Source organism: Methylobacterium sp. Leaf113, from assembly GCF_001423325.1.
Classification (GTDB): domain Bacteria; phylum Pseudomonadota; class Alphaproteobacteria; order Rhizobiales; family Beijerinckiaceae; genus Methylobacterium.
The window spans coordinates 1-20,176 of the sequence record NZ_LMNJ01000028.1 but is presented as its reverse complement, the minus strand read 5'-3'; the positions used below and the strand labels follow the sequence as shown (position 1 = coordinate 20,176).

The 20,176-nt window shown below is 56.4% G+C and carries 15 protein-coding genes; 6 read left to right on the top strand and 9 right to left on the bottom strand.

Translation table 11 applies throughout. The features are described 5' to 3' along the window. Nucleotides 1-565: 565 nt before the first annotated feature. Nucleotides 566-844, bottom strand: coding sequence for a helix-turn-helix domain-containing protein (locus tag ASF60_RS26100; protein WP_082508006.1), 279 nt, complete (start codon nt 842-844; stop codon nt 566-568). Between the two features lie 431 nt (nt 845-1,275). On the opposite strand from ASF60_RS26100, the gene ASF60_RS16075 reads away from it, so the two are divergent. The 3 genes from ASF60_RS16075 (at nt 1,276) to ASF60_RS16065 (ending at nt 3,861) form a co-directional block, all read left to right on the top strand. Then, complete coding sequence (locus tag ASF60_RS16075) at nt 1,276-1,611, top strand: hypothetical protein (protein WP_056187046.1); 336 nt, start codon at nt 1,276-1,278, stop codon at nt 1,609-1,611. A 1,249-nt stretch (nt 1,612-2,860) separates the two neighbouring features. Continuing rightward, nucleotides 2,861-3,526, top strand: coding sequence for a ParA family protein (locus tag ASF60_RS16070; RefSeq protein WP_056187043.1), 666 nt, complete (start codon nt 2,861-2,863; stop codon nt 3,524-3,526). Then, nucleotides 3,526-3,861 (top strand): ribbon-helix-helix domain-containing protein, encoded by a 336-nt coding sequence (locus ASF60_RS16065; protein WP_056187038.1) that lies wholly within the window; start codon nt 3,526-3,528, stop codon nt 3,859-3,861. Before ASF60_RS16070 ends, ASF60_RS16065 begins: the two co-directional genes overlap by 1 nt. Before the next feature lie 74 nt (nt 3,862-3,935). Here ASF60_RS16065 and ASF60_RS16060 read toward each other — a convergent pair whose 3' ends face one another. Together ASF60_RS16060 and ASF60_RS24575 are read right to left on the bottom strand one after the other, a co-directional pair. Further along, nucleotides 3,936-4,481 carry a recombinase family protein gene (locus tag ASF60_RS16060; protein ID WP_056187036.1) on the bottom strand — a complete coding sequence of 182 codons (546 nt, stop codon included), beginning with the start codon at nt 4,479-4,481 and terminating at the stop codon, nt 3,936-3,938. Nucleotides 4,482-4,773: 292 nt separating this feature from the next. After that, nucleotides 4,774-5,862 (bottom strand): PIN domain-containing protein, encoded by a 1,089-nt coding sequence (locus ASF60_RS24575; RefSeq protein WP_156634158.1) that lies wholly within the window; start codon nt 5,860-5,862, stop codon nt 4,774-4,776. A gap of 558 nt (nt 5,863-6,420) precedes the next feature. Here ASF60_RS24575 and ASF60_RS16055 point away from each other — a divergent pair. The 3 genes from ASF60_RS16055 to ASF60_RS23870 all read left to right on the top strand — a co-directional run bounded on the left by ASF60_RS16055 (nt 6,421) and on the right by ASF60_RS23870 (nt 12,147). Then, the gene (locus ASF60_RS16055; protein WP_056187033.1) at nt 6,421-7,857 is read left to right on the top strand and encodes a hypothetical protein; all 1,437 of its coding nucleotides are present in this window, start codon (nt 6,421-6,423) and stop codon (nt 7,855-7,857) included. Nucleotides 7,858-8,319: 462 nt separating this feature from the next. Further along, a complete protein-coding gene (locus tag ASF60_RS24570) occupies nt 8,320-9,882 on the top strand; it encodes a hypothetical protein (RefSeq protein WP_156634156.1) in 1,563 nt (520 codons plus the stop codon). A 57-nt stretch (nt 9,883-9,939) separates the two neighbouring features. Further along, entirely contained in the window at nt 9,940-12,147 is a 2,208-nt protein-coding gene (locus ASF60_RS23870; protein WP_082508004.1) for a KAP family P-loop NTPase fold protein, read from the top strand. Nucleotides 12,148-12,406: 259 nt separating this feature from the next. Here ASF60_RS23870 and ASF60_RS16045 read toward each other — a convergent pair whose 3' ends face one another. From ASF60_RS16045 to ASF60_RS24980, 6 genes are all read right to left on the bottom strand, one after another. After that, nucleotides 12,407-13,105 carry a hypothetical protein gene (locus ASF60_RS16045; protein ID WP_156634154.1) on the bottom strand — a complete coding sequence of 233 codons (699 nt, stop codon included), beginning with the start codon at nt 13,103-13,105 and terminating at the stop codon, nt 12,407-12,409. A gap of 98 nt (nt 13,106-13,203) precedes the next feature. After that, on the bottom strand, nt 13,204-14,118 hold the full coding sequence (locus tag ASF60_RS16040; RefSeq protein WP_056187022.1) for a hypothetical protein: 915 nt from the start codon (nt 14,116-14,118) through the stop codon (nt 13,204-13,206). 522 nt (nt 14,119-14,640) lie between these two features. Beyond that, nucleotides 14,641-15,285 (bottom strand): ArsR family transcriptional regulator, encoded by a 645-nt coding sequence (locus ASF60_RS24565; protein ID WP_156634152.1) that lies wholly within the window; start codon nt 15,283-15,285, stop codon nt 14,641-14,643. 514 nt (nt 15,286-15,799) lie between these two features. Beyond that, nucleotides 15,800-17,734, bottom strand: a complete 1,935-nt coding sequence (locus ASF60_RS16030; protein WP_244478461.1) for a DUF927 domain-containing protein — start codon at nt 17,732-17,734, stop codon at nt 15,800-15,802. Nucleotides 17,735-17,806: 72 nt separating this feature from the next. After that, the gene (locus ASF60_RS23865) at nt 17,807-18,478 is read right to left on the bottom strand and encodes a helix-turn-helix domain-containing protein (protein ID WP_082508003.1); all 672 of its coding nucleotides are present in this window, start codon (nt 18,476-18,478) and stop codon (nt 17,807-17,809) included. 683 nt (nt 18,479-19,161) lie between these two features. Next, on the bottom strand, nt 19,162-20,176 hold a 1,015-nt coding region (locus ASF60_RS24980; RefSeq protein WP_162241327.1), incomplete at its 5' end, for a hypothetical protein.

The following is a 20,176-nucleotide window of genomic DNA, read 5'->3' as shown; positions in this document are numbered from 1 at the left end:
GAGCTGCGCATCCAGTTGAGCTATGGAGTCCTTATCGCGGGCAATCTCTACCAACAACTCCTCTCGGCGGCTCTGACGGGAAATTCGGACGCGTTCGATGTTTAAGCCGCACAAATCAGCAGGGGCGAGATGGATGCTTCCTAACGGCAGCCCATCATCGACTCTGTGTTGTTGGATAATAGCTTCGGATGCCGTCAAACGCCTACGCCAATGCTCCCTTTCATCTATAATCAATTGCCGACGTCGGAAAGAAAAGGCCTGGTGCGCTTCGCGAGCGCGGATGACAGCACGGAGTGCAGTGGAGCGCACTGCATAGAACGGGCACAGGATGCCTGCAGCTGCAAGATCTTCTCGGGGAAGGAGTCTTGAAGCCCCGGCCGTATTCACGAGGCCAGCGACCATATCATCGAGGCCCGTCCGCCTCGGAGGTATGGTCCATCGTGTCCATGACCGGCCGGGCATGAGATCGTCTGTGCAGAGCCCTCGTTCTTTGACTTCCGGAAATATTCGCTCAAGGGCTTGGGCGGGAGTAATATCCGACCAATGCCAAGGTGCCTCCTGTCGTTCAGACACGATCGTTAAGTCCTGATGATAGGGTAGGCCGCTGTAATCGAACTCCCGGACCGCCAGCTTTGTCGGCCGGAATGAAGACGACGCCCGCCTCTTCAAGCGTCCTTCGGACGTCAGCGAGCGTTCGCCCGTAGGGCTCCCGCTTACCCACCTCAAAATCGGCCAAAGTAGAGGCGGCGACACCGCACCGCTCCGACAAACGGCCTCGGGACCACCCGATCAGGCCGCGCGCTGCGCGACATTGATCAGGAACCAAGAAGGGTTCCTTCCGCATGGCTAAAAACTCCCGCGTTTTGTCTGATATGCGCCAGAATATCCGGCATGGCGTAAAAAACAAGATGTTCGTCGTTCAGACGGTCTGAAAACAAGACCCTCGAACCTTATAAAATCATAAGGTCAAAGATTAGAAGGTATAGAACCTAGAGCTCTAGACCTCTAGAGGACTGGAGGTCTATGTCGCTAGCGCCCCAGATTTCGAGTTTACGCAAGAATTTTATGGGATGCCGTTGCAAAATCTTGATCTGCTTGATAGGCATTCTACCAACCAAAGGGCGCAGGTAATTAATTCCATATAAGCATCTGAAACTTTCGGCGAATGCTGTAAATATGATACCGTTTTATTACGGTATCTATTCATATCTTGCCGATAAGGGTTCAAATAATTGCCCCAGCTTCGTCTTGGTTTTTATTGAGAGGGAAAGAGCTGTGCTTGTCACGGAATTGTTGCGCGCGCGTGCCCTCCTCTCGACGCAGCGTGAAGCAACACGAATTCTTCAAGCCATTATCAGCGCGCTTGATGTGGTTCCCACGTCAGACGGAACCGTGCGCTTCACCTTTCGCGGGGACGTCGAGCTCTTAGACCGTCTCGCGGTATGGGGCGCGAGTGTTGAGGACGACGAGGACAGCTTCGATGACGAGGACAGCTTTGATCGTGAGCCGGACGATCGAGACCTCGAAAGATTGAGGAGCGAGGCTGCCGACGACGTCAAGGAAAAGGTCGGAGAGCCAGAGATCTCGGACCTAACGCTGATCGCCGCTTGAGGGCCTGGGCGGGCGGGAACGTGCCCCGATCCGGGTCAATCGTTGACTTACAACCCCGCTCCGGCCGACATGGCGGGATACGGTTCTATGACTCCCGCGAGTCGTGAGCCGGCATCAGGAGAGATCACCGCCGCGAGATAGACCCTGAAAAGCCAACGGCCCCACCCCGGCAAGGGTGAGGCCGTCGAAATCAAAAAGGGCCTGTGAGGCCTCAAGCAACTCCTCACAAGCCATATGACCCCCTCGGGAGTCAAGTCGGAACGCTGTTCCGACAACGATTTCGGCTTGCCCGGACCCTAGCCGCGGCCCGTAAGGGACCGAGGACGATGTTTGCTGAGGAAATTCGGCGGGCGGCCGAGTCTGCGCCGCGCGTGAAGCTGCCCGATGTGGCGGCGCTGATGTGGCGCGCCTACGGAGCTGGACAGATCACTGAGGCTGAAGCCGAAGCTCTTTCCAATCTCATTGAGGCACGCAAGCTAGCTCCTGCAGTCGCACTAACCCCGCTACGGCGGCCCGCCGGGTCACGGCCGCGTACGCCCGCCTCGATAGAGCGCCGACGCCGCTGGGCGGCCTCTGGCAGGCTTCCACCCGCGCTCGCGACACACTTCACCTCAGCGGAGACCGCCGCCCTTGCGGTAATCGCTTCAGAGGTGGTGCGGCGGGGTGATTGCCGCCTTTGCCTCGACCACATCGCGGCAATTGCGGGTGTCGGCCGCAGTACCGTGAAGAACGCTGTTAGGCAGGCACGATCGCTGGGACTTCTCTCAGTCGAGGAACGGACGCAAACAGCCTGGCGCAATCTCTCAAACGTGGTGCGAATCGTCTCGCCCGAGTGGCAGGCCTGGAACCGCCTTGCACGACGTCCGGTGCCCCTGGGGGGAGGGGTCAAATCTGTGACCAGCACGAATACTCAAGAACTAGAACTCCGGGGAAAGCGGTTGTCACACCCCTCCAAAAAGCTGCCGAAACGGCAGAGCCGCCCTCATGCAGGTGACTCATAACTGCCCATACAGGAAGCCAACGAGGCGAAGGTCATGCGATGAAGTGGCACTAAGCCGGCGATGAAGGGAAAGAAAATCCAGCACCACTCCTCGCAGGCCTGCAACCAAGGAGCTACGACATCAACGAGACACACCTCCACACAAGATGACGAGTGTGGAAGCCGTCCTGTTGACGAGATGGCAATTTAGGCTGTGTAGCTGTGTACGCTCCAGCAGCCACGCTGCATGATTCGTTTGAAGGCTCACCAATGAAGGTCATCGCGCTCATGGGTTGGAAAGGCGGGGTTGGCAAAAGCACGTTGACGATCAATCTCGCTTCTGCCGCGATCGAGGACGGCCACAAAGTCGGCATCATCGATCTAGACCCTCAGTCGTCACTGTCCGAGTGGTCCGATCGCCGGGAGGCAGAGCAGCCCTTCGTGTCCGATGCCAAGCCTCGGGCCGTGGCTCAGATCATCGAGGCAGGACGAGGGCTCGGTCTCGACCTCATGCTGATCGATACACCCCCGAATGCAACAGACGAAGTCGAGGCCGCCCTGGCGGTTGCGGACACGATCGTCATCCCGACTGGCGTAGCTCTGTTCGATCTCAAGGCCGTAACTCGGACGGTGCGTGCTGCCACACAAGCCAACAAACCATTTAGTGTGGTGCTAAACAGGATCGGAAATCGTAGCGATCGTGAAGCCAGCCGCATCCGCAGAGAGCTCAACAAGGTCGGCATGCCGATCTTGAGCGAAGTGATCCACGATCTGAAGGTTTTCAAAAATTCGTCCGACCTAGGACTGACCGCCATCGAACACGAGCCGGAAGGGAAAGGCGCAGGCGATGTACGAGCTGTGTGGAAGCTGGTTTCAAAACAAGCTGGCTTGCGTGCTAAGACACGCGCACGCAAGAATACAAACGAGGTCGTGTGATGGCTAAGCCCAATCCTTTGTCTGCCGTTGCCGCTCAGGTGGCCGAGTCGATGGGGCATGCGCAAGGAAAGCCAAAACCTGCGCCGGCGGCCGAGCCAAATTCAGACCCAGCGACTGCCGCTCTCGCCAAGACATCGCGGGAGGGAAAGCGGTTCCTTGGCTACTACGTCGAGCCAAGTCGCCATGAGGAGATCAAGCAGGCGGCCTTGGACGAAGGGATCCAGATCCAAGAACTCATGCGGCAAGCCATTGATGCGTGGATGGATCAGAACGGTACGGAAGCGGTTGCGGCGGTCGCGAGGAGACGCGTACGGCGGCTTGCAAACCCGAAGTGAGACTTGCTTCCGCACGCCTAGCGAAGGAGTGTGGTTAGCCTTCCATCGCCGGCGCTCGGCGGCAGGCACCCGAGCTACGCCTTACCCAACACCCGGTACACACTTGCCCGGCCGATACCGAGGCGTCGCGCAATCTCGGCCGGACCTACGCCCTTGGCTTTGAGCGCGGTGATAGCTGAGACATCGATCGAAGGGGCCCGCCCCTTGTAGACGCCAGCCGCCTTGGCGCGGGCGATGCCTTCGAGCTGGCGCTCGCGTCGCAAGTTGGTCTCGAATTCAGCGAACACCCCCAGCATATCGAGGAACGCTTTGCCGGCGGCAGTCCTCGTGTCGATCGGCTGTTCTGTGACCTGAAGGGCAGCGCCCTTGCTGCGCAAGGTCCGCACGATGTCTTGGAGGTCCCCGATAGAACGGGCGAGGCGATCGACGCGCGTGACGACGAGGGTGTCGCTCTTGCCAATAAAGGCGAGGATCGTGGCCAGTTCCGGCCGACCGGCGATGTTGGACCCGCTCGCGGTTTCCGAACGGATCAAGTCGCATCCCGCGCCCGTAAGGGCAGCGAGCTGCACCGCGTGATCCTGATCCGCTGTGCTGACGCGGGCGTAACCGATGCGGGCCATGTGAACGTCTCGTTTGGATCTAGAGCAATCCTAGCTGCCGTCTCAGAATTCGCGCGTCAACCCAAACGAGACGTCGATCCCGTCTCACCGCAGCTTCTCAAGAGGGTACACTCAAAAGAGACGTTCGGTCGAACGTCCGAGTAGGGTGGCAACCAGACCCCGGCCTTTCACTCTGAAGCGGACGTTCTGTATCCGACCCAGCCCCTCCTATTAGTCTAGGTTGTGTCGATTCACAGAACCGGCAACAAAGTAGATCGCTAAAACTAAAACATTGCATCGTTTTAACGTCATCTTAGCTGTAATCGTCAGATGGCTCGCTCACAAAAATTTCATTAGTCAGCATGTTTAGTGCTATAAGTTTTGCGGAATTTAGAGAAAACCGTGCATAGACGCGAATATTCGGATCGTCATCGAACCACATCTGGGCAGTTTCAGCCCCGAAGTAGACATCATCTTCCTTATCGTAGACAGCATCAGACCGGTCGTCATAATCAATATGGACCGTTAGCGGTGCTTTGATATCTAAAATCAGACTCACTTCATCAGTGGATGCAGCTATAACTTTGAAATCCACAAGCTCTACGTCGCCATTCAATTCGTGATCGGTGACTTCGCCGTCGGCAAAATCGCCGAAATAAATTGGTATCAGATCCCCAATATTTTCATTCACCGCCGTTTGAATAGAAGAAATTACTTTTGCTTTCTTAAGAAGTTTAGCGACAGTGTCTCGAATATCTGGAGTTTCTGTTGCGGCGATTAAAGCAAATAAATCTTCAAGCGTTCTAGCGTGATATAGATGCGGAGCATCATTCACCGCATCCGACATAGCCTTGTCAGCAGTTACCACATACATGCGCTCGTCATTCTTAGTGCACCACTGCTCAAGACACTTTATAACAAACGCATCTGGAAATTCCTTGCTGCCTTGGTTCGAGAACGGCGCCTTTCCATCAAAATAGTCTTTAAATACTTGGGGCGCTGCAACAGTAGTCGCGCTGTGAAACGTCGCTGCCCAATCGGAGGAGGCCGCATCTAACAACGCTTTGTATGCGGCATCAGCGACCGCGGCGGCATCAAAACTCGGAAGGTCGTCGGATACAACCATAGGCAAACGATGCCGCCATCTCCCGTACTCCTTACGTGCAGTCTTTAATGCCTGGGCAGTTTTACCTGTGAATTCATGAAGCTGTCGCCGTATCTCCGAAAACGTAATGTCGGTCACGTGCAAGACGAGACCGCTGTCGTTGATATGTCCGGCCAGTGCTTTCAACACGACGTTTTCTGGATTATGTCCGAGCTGCCGAAAAACCTGCGTGTCGAGAAAGACGTTCCGCGTTAGGAGGGTAGTCGTTTTTGTTTGCGGGGACGATGCGTCTGCCATTTTTCTATCTCCGTACAGCCGGTCGGCTTTGGGCCTATTTGTCCCAAAAATGCAATCGACTACTTTCACGACCCAATATCTTAAAGCAGGGAATTGCTTCCCGCTAAACCCGGTCTCAGGTCCCCGCCCATCAAAGTGCCGTGAAGCGGGCCTTCCAAGGTTCTGTGAAGAGTCGAAAGCGGATTCGTCTCGGATATGAAGCGCAACCCATCCGAGACGCAGGCGACCGGATGGGTATACCGAGAAGAGACGAAGGATCGAACGTCCGCATTGGGTGGGTTCTTGCACGCTCATTTCCGGAGAGCGGATGCATCGAAGCGGACATAGCTGAGGGAAACGGTCGCGACCCTTCAGAGACCTTCGGAAGGTCCGCTCCCCGGGAGCCCTGATGGCCGAGAACCTATGACCGGAACGTATGGAAGCCGGACTACCTGCTCCCGGACGCCAAGAAGCCGAGCGGCGTCGCGCTCAAACCTTTCCCTCTTGCGCAAAAGCACGATCTGCCGCATCTCGCGTGATTGCATAAGTGCCCGAAACAATACGCACGGACCTTTGTCGATGAATACCGTGATCACCACGCCGCCAAGCTCTAACAGCTTGGTCGATCCCCAGGCTCAGCGCCTATTGGACTTCCTGCGCGACGTGGGTCTTCCCCATGACAACATCATGGCCGATCCGTCAGAGCGGTCGATCATCGCCAGCAACCTACCGGGCTATCTGCAGTCGCTGCCGGCGGAAGTGAAGCGCGACGCGCGCTACTTGTCTAAGTTCGTGATCGGCGCCGGCTCCGGCCTGTTCGACTATGCGTTGAACGCGATCTGGAATGAGGTCGTAATCGATCTGCGTAAGAAGGCGGCGCTGTACGGCCTCGATATTTTCTTCGACGCAGCCGTAGGCGGCAACAAGACGCGCGATTTTTATAAAACAGAGGATGATCTCGCCGCTCTTAAAGATGCGGTGATGCTTGACACCTGTCGTAAGTTGGAATTGATCTCCGACACTACCTACAAAAAGCTTAAGCATATCTTGGATATGCGCAACGATATCGGCATATCCCACCCGACCAATTACAACATCAACGCTTTCGAACTGCTGGGCTGGTTGCAGACGTGCGTGCAGGACGTTTTGCACGACCGTCCGACCGCAGCTGCCCTTCAAGTTCAGGCGTTCATATCGAACCTCAAGGCGCACACCGCTCCGCTCGACCAGGCCACGAGACAGACAATCGAGCGCCGCTTCACGGAGCTGCCAAGCCACCTATGCGGAAGCCTGCTGCGGACCGTGTTCGGAATCTATGTCGCGCCGGACACCGATCCGGGCGTGCGCAAGAACATCGCCCTTCTAGTGCCTGCGCTCTGGAAGACATGCCCAGACGAGCCGCGCTACCGGCTTGGGATCGTGTTGGAGGGCTACAACACCAACCTCTACAAGGACAAGTATACTCTCGGAGAGCAGTTTTTCGCACTAGTTGGGGGAAATGCCTACCGCTCGGCCTCCGAGCGCGTCATAATTGTGGATACGCTCATTACGGAGCTGCTAGATAAGCACAACGGTTGGGATAACTTCCACCACGAGGCGCCAGTCGCGGCCAATCTCTGGTCATATGTCCCAGACCAAGGCTCAATTTTAGACAATCTTGCCGCGCGCCTGTTTAAAACGGTCCTGATTTGCCGGATCGGCCGGGGCATCCCCTATAACGATGGTGTCTCGCCTGGCGGTAAACTTTATTACGACGCGATCTTAAACCTGGGTGGCGACAAGTTCGCGCCGCATATCATGGCGGCATTCACTCATTACGAGGTTTCGGGTCAGCTCGGCCGCTCGATCTGCCGGACGCAAGCCAAGCAGGCCCTTGAAGCCGCCCGCACCAACGTCATCAACCAGCGGCTGATCGAGTGCATGACCTACCTCATCGACCACATTGAGGCGAACTCCGGCTGCGCGAGCAGCACCGATTTCAAACGGCTATCAGCTGACTACATCCGTTGGAACTAAAGACGGTTTTGCAGGGCGCAAGCGTTCGCTACTCAGCGAGCAGCCGCGCACGCTGATCGATACCACGATAAACGCGACGCTCATGAGGCGGGAAACGTGACCGGTCAGAAATGCCGAAGACGATCGCGTGGAAGGCGGTACAGAGTCGAAAGCGGTCTCGTCTCGGATATGAAATGCCGCTCATGTGAGGCGCGTGCGCTCGGATGGGTATACCCAACGGAAAGAGCCGGCGTCACGTCTCAATAGGGCTAAGCGCGAGCCAGACGAATGCCGGTCCCTAACGAAAAGCGAATCTGTCCGGACCTACTTTGCCTTTCTGCAGCCCTGGGTGCTTAATGCGGACAACAAGAAATGTATCGAGCTGCAGGTCACGCTGACAGCGCAAGTGATTAATCAGTTAAACTACAGCTAGCATAGCGTGATATGGTAGGCACATATTAGCTCATAATCCTTGGGAATAAGATGGCGGTCGATCAGTCTCGTATAAAGTGGTTGAAAGAAGCCGGCGAGAATTTCTTTTCAAGTGCCTGTAACAATTCCGGAATGGTTGCTACTAAACCTGGGCAAGATACTAATGGCTGGGATTTCTTTGTAGAGCTACCGCAAAATAGAATTCCTCTGATAAGACTGGATGCTCAACCAGCTCCAGTAAAATTCATATGCCAAGTTAAGGCAAGTGATAATCTTACAAACCTTACGCGACCAATAACCGTATCGAATATGGAGCATTTGTGCAGGAGTATGCTCCCAGCCTTTATATTGATGGTGGATTTTTCTGGCGGATACAAACCGATAAACGCCTATTTTTGTCACATAGACAAAGATCGAATAGCCCAAACTTTAAAGAGAATCAGAGAGTTAGAGAAGGCTGGCGTAGCGGACCTACATAAGCGGAATATCAATGTCACGGCGTCCCAGAATGAAAAGATAGATCTCAGCGAGCTACGTTGGGTCGAGTCGGCAATAAGGATCAATGTTGGATTTGATTTGTCAAAATACTTAGACATTAAAAGCAATTTACTGAAAATGACTGGTTTCGAAAATGGGCATAAAGTAGCTAAATTCTCAACAACTTTATCTATGGGTGAAACTGTAGACGCCTTCTTAGGCCTACGCGATCTTGACATTTTAGATTTCGAAATTTCGTCTAATCGATTTGGTATCGAGATACCCGAAGAATTTGCAGCAACCGCGAAACTATCGATAGAGGCGCCCTTTATAGAAAATTGCTACGCAGTCGCCAGTTCTAAGAAATTAAAAAGACGTATTAGGTTTCCTGTCGGTGTTAAGGCTCCGAACATCCCAGACTTAACATTAGATCATTTTAAAATATTGGTCGAATGGCCTTTTACCCGGTGCCTTATCGCAAATAATGAAATACAGGTCAAAATAAAAATAGAAATAAGCGAGGAGCACTCTCTTTCAAGTTTGTCAAGCACAATGCAAGTCTTCGAAATAATCTCATTTCCAGACGCTAAAATCGAATTTTATGCGAAGGGTAGTCGGTTTGCCGTACTCAACGTGAAGGACACGATAGAAGGAGATCCATCCTTTGCTATGCTAACGACTCAAATAAAGACTCTGAGATTGTTTCTGGACGCCGCTGGATATCGAGATGATATAGAATTGTCACTTGAAAACCTGTACGATCAAAGGAAAGATATACGGTGGATGGAAATACTTATTGGGAATAGACCCGTAAATCTGTCGGCTAAATTTACAAGAATTGAAGAAAAATATTATCCTCCGCGCAAGGGTAGATTTGCTCGGCCGATTGGGTTTGATTTTCTTGATCAAACTTTCATAGCTTGGTGCGAATGGAACGCAAAAATCGAAGTATTTGATGATACCCTTACTGCGCAAGTGCGTTCCGGATCAGTATGGGGATATACCTTTGTATCTCCTAACAAAAAAGATCACGCAATTAGAATGAGTAAAGAATTCGAGCAGCATTGTCGATCGGATTTTGTTGGATACTTGATATATCAGGAAACTGTTTTAAGCTCAGAAGAAACTCAAAAATAAAGTTGTATTTTATTGTTGACGCCTATCCGATTAAGAGTTGTATGGCGAAAGTTTCAAATGACTGATGAGTCAAAGCAATCGATCAAGGGTGATAGAGCACTTGGTGCTGGCGATGAGGATAGGCTCGGGTTCCGTGAGGTGGCTAAACGCATCGCCGTCTCCCTCGTCGATCGCTCGACTGAAGATGGTCTTGTTATTGGTCTCGAAGGTCCATGGGGATCGGGAAAGTCAAGCCTGCTTTTCCTGATTGATGATGAATTGGGAAAACTTCCGGAACACCACAGGCCAACAATCATCAAGTTTCGGCCTTGGTTGATCGGCAAGCGAGATGCGTTGATCGCTAGCTTATTTTCTGATCTTTTCGGCCAGCTTGATGAAATGGCCCTAAAAAATGGCGATGCCACTGGCGTCTCTGTAGCTAAAGCTAAGGAAGCCGGCGAGGCGTTACGTAGCTTTGTAAAGGGCCTAAGCAAAACCGGTGCATTCGTCGAATTTGTGGGGAAGGCATCCGGGTTCGGCCTCGTTGAAATGTTGGGCGAGGGTATCAAGTCGGCAGGGGAGGCTACCGAAGGCGAGGCTGCGCCCCCTCCTCTCTCGGAACTCAAAGACAAACTTGCTCATTCGCTTCGGGAATTAGATCACCGTTTTGTCGTAACAATCGACGACGTTGATCGCCTTGAGCCCACAGAGGTAATCGAGATCCTACGACTTGTTCGCTCAGTCGTTGATTTACCAAACATGATTTATCTTCTTTGTTACGACAGTGGCATCCTTGCTCATAGCATTGAAAAATCCGCAGGCGTTCAAAGCGGTCATGCCTATCTTGAGAAAATCGTACAGCTAACTGTGATGGTCCCCCAGCCAGAGCCACTGCAATTGCGTCAGTGGTTTGCTGACGAACTCCATGAAATAGCATCTTCTAAAAACGAAGACGAGCGACTGCGATTAGAAGGAATTATTGATTTTGAGGGAGGACGACAGCTCCGTACACCGCGGTCGGTTGTCCGTGCCCTGGATGCAATGCGTTTCTTCTGGCCTCCGTTATCGCAAGCTAAGGCTGACCTCGCCGATCTGGTATGGCTTCAGCTAATTAAAGATGGTGACACCAATCTCTATCGTTGGATCGAAGATTATTGCGCTACGTCGGCAACGGTGTCTTTGGGAACGGCGCGTGTCGATGATGATGAGCGTAAAAGGGTGCTGGATAAACTTTTGGGTATATTGGGTAAGGATAATGTACAAGACGCGATGTTTAAATATCAGATGGCTGAGCAGCTTCTTGGTGTTGAGGTCGACTATGCGAAAGATGGCGTAGGTCTGAAAATATTCAGCAATATAAGTGTTCATGACCACGACAAAGCGGTTCGAGACAAAAGACTTGCAAGTCCCGATCATTATCGACTCTACTTCGCATTGGCCTCCCCTTCTCACGTCCTGAGCCAAGAAGAATTTTCATCGATATGGATTGCAGCGGAGGTCGGGGCGGAGCAGGCGGGTGAAGCCCTGCTTAATCTTCAAAGTCTGGTCGCATCCGGGAATTTGACTAAAGCAGATCTCTTATTCGAACGCGTGAAAGGTGGCGCTTACGAGGTGCTTTCCCCCACTCAATGCGAGAACATTCTGGTGGCCTGCTCGCAGGTGATGGACCGAGCCTACTGGAGGCGACCGTTTGACGTATTTTGGGTTAGCTCCTTTTGGGACCGAGCCCAGCGTTTGGTGCCGTCCCTATTATCTCGCTTGGACAAGCCCCAGCGGGATGAAACCGTTGCGATGATCTTCAAGAACGGTGTCGCCATCGGTTGGCTGACGTCACTTCTCAGACATGAGATCTTCGCACACGGTCGATATCGGCACCGAGCAAAACCCCAGTCAGATTGGTTGTTCACAGACGAACAACTTGATCTTATCATTCCCTTGATGGTCAGCCGCTACGAGGCAATGTCCATACAAGACTTGCTCTCTAGTCCAAATCCAATCAGCGTACTTTTCGCATGGCGCCAGTCCGGAGATGAGGAAGGGCCACGCAGGTTAGTAGAAGCCTGCTCTGCTTCAGATCATGGATTTGTAGAGACGATGGAACGATTTGCAAGCCCTATTCAAAGCAGTGATAGGGGTCGATTCAAGGTGCTTAAGGAAGAAAACATTGGTCCTTTTATGGAATTTGACTCGGCAAAGCATAGGATAAGTTTGTTAGTAGATCATCCTGTACTAGGCGACCGTGCTAAAGTACTTTTGATGATGCTCGAGGATGGAAGTAGTTACTAATACTTCTAGTGTGAAGTGAACTGCGATTGCGGTCTTGTCGTATAGCCGAGGGGGGCATCGTAGGCCGCTGTGCGGCGAGTGTGAGCAGTGAGGAATGGAAAATGGCGCGGCCGTATGCAGCTTGACTCCTGATCACTCCGAGGAGTTCGGCAGGGCGGAGAGCTGCATTTCCCGTTGTTCGATGGGCCGCAAACACCGTCAGAACGACTCCCTGCCGTATGCCAGGGATCGCGGAAGTAACCGCGATCGATTTGCTTCCCTAAAGAATTGCGCTGATTGCAATTGTTGGGATATTTGGTTTGCTCACGCCATGGTGAAAGACGTATTCGTGCGTGATAACCCTCTCGGCACGATTGGAGACGGGCGCACCCATCAATTCGTCTAGCCGAGCAAGAACACCGGCGGCACAGGCGGCAGTGGAGATGCGATCCGGAAGCCAGCCCGGCATGTCATCCGCAAGGATGCCGGGTACGGAGAGAGACTTGATCAGCAAAGGTGCCTCAGCCCTTTGCATGTATTCGGCGTATGTCACACGCTCGAACTGCCCTCGCTCAGTAAGGAACATGGCCGGCCGGTCGGTCCCCATAAGAGGCAGATACCACCGCCCCTCTCGATACAGCACCCGATCCTCGTCCTGATCACCGAGAGGCTGGCCGCCGGGGGCGCGCCACCGTGTGATCACCTCCCGGGAGATCTCCTCACGGGCGAGATGTGGCGCCGCGCGGAATTCCTCTGCGGAAGGAAGCTCGGCCGCATTCGGCTCGCCCGAGCAGCGAGCGGCTTGAATTGCAATCTCAGCCTCCGCCCAGGCACGAACGATTGCCCGCGCCGATAGAGACATGACGGCAAGATGCGTACGCGCCGCTTGCTCGAACGCGCCGGTCAAGCGGATCGCCTCGTCAATCGCCGAGGTGGACGTAAGATTAGATGCGGCAGCGCCGCCAATGGTTTCTGACACCTTGGGAGATCCATTCAGTTTGCGGATTGAGAGGGGCAGGCCAAGGAAAGCGATGCTCGGCGCTATCCGCCAAAGCATCGCTTCAGTCGTTGCGAGGCTTACGCAGCCTCGGAGCGGCGAGATTGAGCGTCCGCGACCTCGGCATCTGGAACGGGCCGGAGAACAATCTGACGCTCACGCCGGTCAGCGCGATCAGGGGCAGGAGCCTCTTCAAGTGCTGTCAGCCGCGCTAGCACCGCGTACGGATAAAGGCTCTCGGGTGGCACCCACCCCGCGACATCATCGGCCATCAGGCCCGGCACAGCGAGCGAGGTTAGGAAGCTCTCGAAACGACGAGGCCGCTGCTCGTCGAGAACAACAATCCGATCGAAAACGGCCTTGCGCGAGAGGCGGATCGAGTCGCCCGATTGCGTCAGGTATGCATCCCCACTCATCACCCGTACGCGCGTGGTCTCTTCATCATCCAACGGGTTGAGCGTGAACGGATGAATCCAGCGCTCCACACGCTTGCTTTCCAGCTCTTGCCGCGGAAAGCCCGAAACACCCCGGAAAGCCTCGACCGGCGGGAGGTCCGACTCCTTGACGCCCCCGCGAATGGCCTCGTCACGTGCAACCTCGGCGGCAGCGTAGAGACGAGCGAGGTTTCTTGCGAGGGAAGCCATCATCTTCAGGTCGCGGGTGGTCGCAATTTCAAATTCGCGGCTACGGGCGAGTGCCGTAGCGCTTAGACGCTCGGTTTCCGCTGCCGCCACGGCCGCCCGCGCGGTTTCGAGCCGCGCCGCGGCTGTCTCGACTGAGCGGCGGGCGATGTCGCGATCAACCTCTGCATCCCCCTGCGCACGACGGGCTGCCAATGCGTCTTCGCGCCCCTGGCCGAGGGCGGCATCATAAGCCTCAGTGGCACGCGCATAGGCCGTCTCCGCGCCAGCAAGCGCCGTGACCGCAATACCGTGCTCGCGCTCGCATTTGGTGAGGTGTTCGTGCGCGTGAGTTTTGGTGCCGAAAAGTTTCATGGTGTGCGTCCTTGATCGAGGCTGGSGGCCGGCGAAGTGCCGACCGATGATTTCGGGAAGGGGTTGGAGCGCAGCTCCCCGCGTGCGCGGTACTGGCCAAAGCTGACGTCGCGAGAACGAGATGCGGGCGATATCTGAGCCTTGGTTCGAGAGAGCGAGCACACTCAAACCGTTGCAGAAGCTCGCGTAACTCGGAATGGAAACGGGCCTGAATTCAGAGGCCCCCGCTTCCACCCTGCGTTACCCACCGGTACGGGAGGGGGCTTTTTCCGGCGGGTTCGGTAACAGGCTCTTTTGTGAGCCCGAACAGGATCTTAGACGCACGCCGTTACCGGTGTACACGTGTTACCGGTTCAAAATCATAGTTCCGTGCGCGTGGACTCAAGATTGAGATCAGTATTCAAGAATATCTTTTAATATGTACTCTTAAAGGATGGATAGTAAGCTCGCCAAAACGTGTGCGAGGGAACGTGCGATCGCTTGAGCGGTCACACGGACGCACAAATGCACAGGTGATGCCTCTCACATCTCCGCCGCAGCTCCCTCATCAAGGCCGATGATCGGGTCGTCATATGCGGGCGCGTCAGAGCACAGCCCCTCGAACGCCTTAGCCAGATTGACTCGCAGGCGCCGAGAGAGGCCCTTGAGGGCGATCCGGACGCGATGCACGTCGTCGAAATCCAACTCGACCGCGAGAGCATCCGCCTCCTGCGGCACGAGGTCGATCAGGCGCGCCAGCTCGTCGGCGCATCGACCAACCGAAGCCTCATAGATATCCCTACGGATCAGGAGGCCGCGCAGCTCGGCCACCTCAAGGCGCCGCTTCTCGACATCGAACCACGCCTTTTGCCGGTTCGCTTCCTCGTATGAGGTTTGCGAGGGACCCGCGGTTGCCCGCGTAGGCACGGGAAGCCCGTCATCTTCCGCCAATCGAGATTGTCGCGGTGCTTGCGCCTTGCTTGGGTCAGCGTAGCGAGCGCGCAGATCGTCATACTGTACGACGTTGACCAAAGCGACCCGGCCAAGATGGTCTCTAGTAACTGTAAGCCCATGACGCTCAAAGAGGCGTTTGACGTGAATTGAAACGGTCGGTTTCGAGACTTTATCTCGCTCCGCTATGCGCGATATTGACCACATAACTTCGGGAGAGGGGGTGTTAGCTTTCATGTCAACACTCATTAGGTGCTATTAGTCCTGGCGTTAAAGCATCGTGACTGGCGGTAGTTCGGGTGCCGTTTGCTCGCGTCTCTTCCTAGACGCCAGAGGGACCCAAAAATTCAGCGGAACATCCCTCGGAAGGGGTGCCGTCAGGGTCGGAGGCGTTCCAGCTCGATCAGGTCACGATCGAGCGCAGCCCGAGCAGCGGATGATCCAGTCGCTCCGATGGACACGAGGCGGGTAGCCATCGCTTCAGCGAACGGACGCGACAGCCCGCCCTCGAACTCGAAGATGGCCGCCCGCTCCTCCCATGTGTCGGAAGGTCCAACTTGATGCGGTAACACGTGTGCACCGGTAACGGAGTTCAGATAACTACATGATTTAAATGACTTATTTGTCGTTACCGTTTTTGAGAGGGCCGTTGCCGGTTCTCTACCGCCGGTAACGGGCGAAGCCGATCCACCGAGGTCCGCCAGGAGAGCAAGCGTCGCGGGGCTGAGCCCGCGGGAGGGCACGCCGCTCATCACTCGTCCTCGCCTTCTACGATCGCGGCTCGGACGCGGTAGACCCGCATTGGCTTTCCGCCGATGCGCACGACAGCCTTCCGCCGGCCCTCACTCGACTTAATCAGGAACCCGGCTTCGGTCAGGGCATCGGCCGCAGCCCGAAGGTCGAGCCCCTGCACGGCTTCGGCGAACCCCTCGTCGGTGAAACAGAAGTCCCCGCCGTCATCCTGTTTCATCCGGAACCCGGCGACATTCTGAGCGCGCCAGGAACCCGCATCGAGTCCTGCATCCGCAGGGACGAACCGCGCGAGCGTATGCCGCTGAAGGAAGCCACGAACCTGCGTAACAGCGCTACGCGCTTCGCTAGCCCCCGTACCACCTCGAAGGTCCACCCATTGCCGAAAAAGGCTCCCCGCCGCCGCCGTCACGGCGCCGGGCTCGACCGGTATGAGGCCGAAGCTACGCGCCAGCTCCCCGGCTGCAGCAACGAAGCCGAAGCGCAGCGCGACGCGATGCACCTGACCGCTAGCGTCCTCTCCGACGTGCTCGGCAAGAAAATCCGCGATGATGGCTTGCGCAGCAGCGACGGACTTGACCCGCGCTGCCAGGAAGGCGCGGACGAAGGCAGGGCCAGCTAAGCCGTAGCACGCTCCCGTTCGATCTCGGATGGCGTCAGCGAGCCGGGCCGCCGCGCCGAATTCGCCAAGGTGATCGAAGAGGCCGAAGCCCTGACCCGCGTCGGCCGGAAGGTCCACGAACCGGACGGTCTGCCCGGCCCGCACTGTCTTGCCGAACCCGCCCTCAGAGATACGCTGGCCGAGCGTGATCTCGGCCGTAGACAGCACCATCACGCGCCAGCGTTGACGGGCGCGCATCTCGCCGTCCGATTTCAGCCGACTTTTGCCGCTGCCGCCCGTGAGCGCGTAGGCCGCAACCTCGACCTCGTGCGGCGGGCACATGCCCAGCTCGTCGAGACCGAGAAAGCTGTCGTTGTGCTGTGCGCACACGCCTTCGAGCGCATTCGACGTCGTGCGCCAAGTCGAGGCGAACCCAATTGGCCCGCCCCCGCCCCAAACGCTGCCGGCGAGGCGCAGGGCCGAGGTTTTACCCGTCGACGAAGCGCCGACGAGATTGAAGCACCCCGACTCCTGCCCCATCGGTTCGAGGAGCGGGCCGGCGAAGGCGATCGAGAGCGCGAACAGAAGCCGCGTTTGCCCTACGGCAAGGCCGGCCACCTGATTGCGCCACGTGTCGAGGTCGCCAGCCTCGCGGAACATCGAGGAGCCGGGGTCGGAACGGAAGAGGATGGGTTCGTCGACGCGATCGCCGGCTGCCGCGGTGAACGAGGGGGCGGCATAGACGGTCCCGTTGACGTGCCACCCGGCCTTGCCGACGAGGAGGGCGCGCGTCTTCACGACAACACCCGCGAGCCCGGCCACAAAGCGCTCACGATGGCTACGGCCGGAGCCAAGCCGCAGCCCCTTGCTCGCCAGCTCGCGGCGTAGATCCGAGGCCTCTCCGCTAGCAAGGTCGGCACGGGACACGTTGACGACGTGCAGGCGGTCGTCGAGATCCCGAAACGAGATCGCGAGTGCCCATCCGGTGCCATCCTCGGCGCGGACCATGGCGTGCACGTCGAATGGCCCCGATACGATCATCGGGCCACCCTCTTTCGCCTCATAGACGAGGCCCCGCTCAGTCATCTCATAGCCGTAAGGCCATTCGATAGCCGGCCGCAGACGGACGATCGGCGGGAGATCCGCGTCGTCAGGCCCTGCAAGGCCCGCCGCAGCACGCAGATTGGCACGCGCCTGTTCGATGATGTCGACGGAGCCGGTCGATCGACGCCACGCCTCCTCGATCGCCTCCGTCCGCTCAGGCAAGGGCTGCGAGCCGGGCAGAAGAGGCGCCTGGTCAAAAATTTCGACGGACAAAGGTAGCTTGTTACTCACGCGTCCACTTCCGTCAGGCAAACGAGACAGGCCGCGCGGATGCGCGGCAGGGGATCGGCGGGCGGCCAGGGCTCACGCGGGAGGCCCTTCTGCGAGAAGAGCGAGGTAGGCGGCACCGATGAAGGCGAGCAGGTCGCGCGCAGCCATGCCCTCGGATCGACCCTGGATGCGCCAGACGTGGGCGCAGAAGCCGTCGAACCCATCCTCTCCGGCGGAGGCTTCGGACGACCATTCTCCCGAACGAGGATCGTAGCTCACCCGGAACGTCGATCTCTGCGGATCGAGGTTGGCGTCGGCGATAGCGAAGTTGCGCGGCACGACGATGCCCACGGTCCCATCCGACCGGACCTCTCCGCCCTGGCACAGGGAGAGGGCCAGCGCAGCGCTGTGAGGCTCCAAGGCCTGCGACAGGCGCCTGTATGCGGCGGCACCGATGTAGGCCTCGCCGGCGGACGCCCGCGCGATCTCACCGGCGATCAGCTCGACCATGCGCGGCGGCAGCGACGGGCGACAGGCGAGCCGGACAGGCTTGGGTGTGCGAGTCAGCGCCCTGGTCGCGCTCCGCGCCTTGAACCAAGCCGTGAGCGCCCGAGGACAGTAGCGAATGCGCGATCCGACACGCACGAAGGCAGGCCCGCCGCCCCGCGCTCGCCAAGCCTGAAGGGTCCGAGGGGATACAGACATGAGCGAAGCGGCCTCCGCTTCACTGAGGAGGGATTCGACGGAGGGGAGAGGGACTGCCATTGGCGCTGAGACCCGCTTGAGTGCGATGGCGCTACGCTCTCAAACCATCACGCCGGAGCCCATGGACGCGGCGCAGGTTTCGACAGGGGCCGTTTCCACCTCACACCACCTCCACCGGAAGGGGGCTTGCGCTGCAGCACTTCCTTTCGCTGAGGTCAGTTGGCCTTAAATGGCTGGAACGGCTGCCATCACCGGCGCACCCCCGCAGGTGTAGTAGCCGTGGAGGTAGTGGTTCGAGCTGAAAGCCACGCCGATAGGGTTCGCTGCTGATACCGAACAGCAGCGCCAACCTTGATGAAGGCCGGCCCCGTCCCGCGCATGCGCCACATCTGAAGCGTGCGGGGTTTAAGAGAGAGAAGATGAGCCGTCTGCAATTCCGTCAAAAGGACGTCGGATCGCCTTTGTAGAATGTCATTCATCGTCATCACTCGTGATGGATTGCGATGACGCTACGGTCCCCCTTCACCTGCCCTGTAGGAATGGAAACGGAGGAAGAATCCGTGGGAGCTGTTTCTACGGAAGCACGGCTGCTCTAAAATGCCTCCGTTTCCAGGCGCCTGTCATAGAATATTCGGAATAATAATATAAAAGCTATCCAATTTCGTAACAACACATTACTAGAATTAGATGATTGATCTTCTAAAATTATTGATCTTTGAATTTAAATTCTGAAAAAATACTACCTAGATAGCGGTACATAAAACGTGTTCAGCCCGATCCGTGGAAAAATCGGAGTTTTGCAGAGATGGAACACTGACATAGATAAGGTCCATGGCAACCGTGAATGCCTTGTCGTTCCCGCTAAGAAGATGCCATTCGATTACTGAGATCTCTCTCGCCTCATGGTCAGCAACCATATCATTCCAAAAAACGCCTGCGGCAGGCTCCGTCCAACCCAGAGACTCTATCGCCGCTCGGGTACTGCCTTCGCATGCGTGGGCCACCTTTAGAACAGCCGCGGCCGCTTGATCTCCCGCCCGTGCCGCGTCGATAGCTTTGCGTAGGGAGGACCGCATCTCAGTTGGCCTTGGAACAGTTAGCCATCCCAGTTGGGTCTCCAGTTCGGGCGAGAGCATGTCATGATCCAACATCGTGGGCCGTAACACCGCCTCACGCATGATGAATGCAAGGGACCCTTCCGGGGCATCGCGAAGGTGGATGGCTCCGCTGGCAAGGACGCTGCAAAATCCTCCATGTGTTGCGGGATCTTGCGCGATCTCAGCCAACGCACAGATGGCCTCTCCCCTCTCTGATACGTACTGTGCACTCTCATCACAGAACCAATCAGCCTCGCCAAGGCGGAAACCTTCACCGGAGGCCGCATCCTTGAATTTGATGTGTAGGGTTTTTGCCTGCCCCCACTTCTCTATGTCGTCCCTACCACCGCTGGCGACTCGTGTAGCTTCCTGCAGTAGTTTAGTAAAAGTGCCGCCACCCTTAGGAACACGCTTGCCTGTAAGCGTCGTCCAAAGATTTGCCATTTCTACAAAAAATGGCGTGCTCCATGTGTCAGGGTTGCCATCACCTCTAAGATGGTCAAGACGAGCAAGCTGCGCATCCAGTTGAGCTATGGAGTCCTTATCGCGGGCAATCTCTACCAACAACTCCTCTCGGCGGCTCTGACGGGAAATTCGGACGCGTTCGATGTTTAAGCCGCGGCTCTGACGGGAAATTCGGACGCGTTCGATGTTTAAGCCG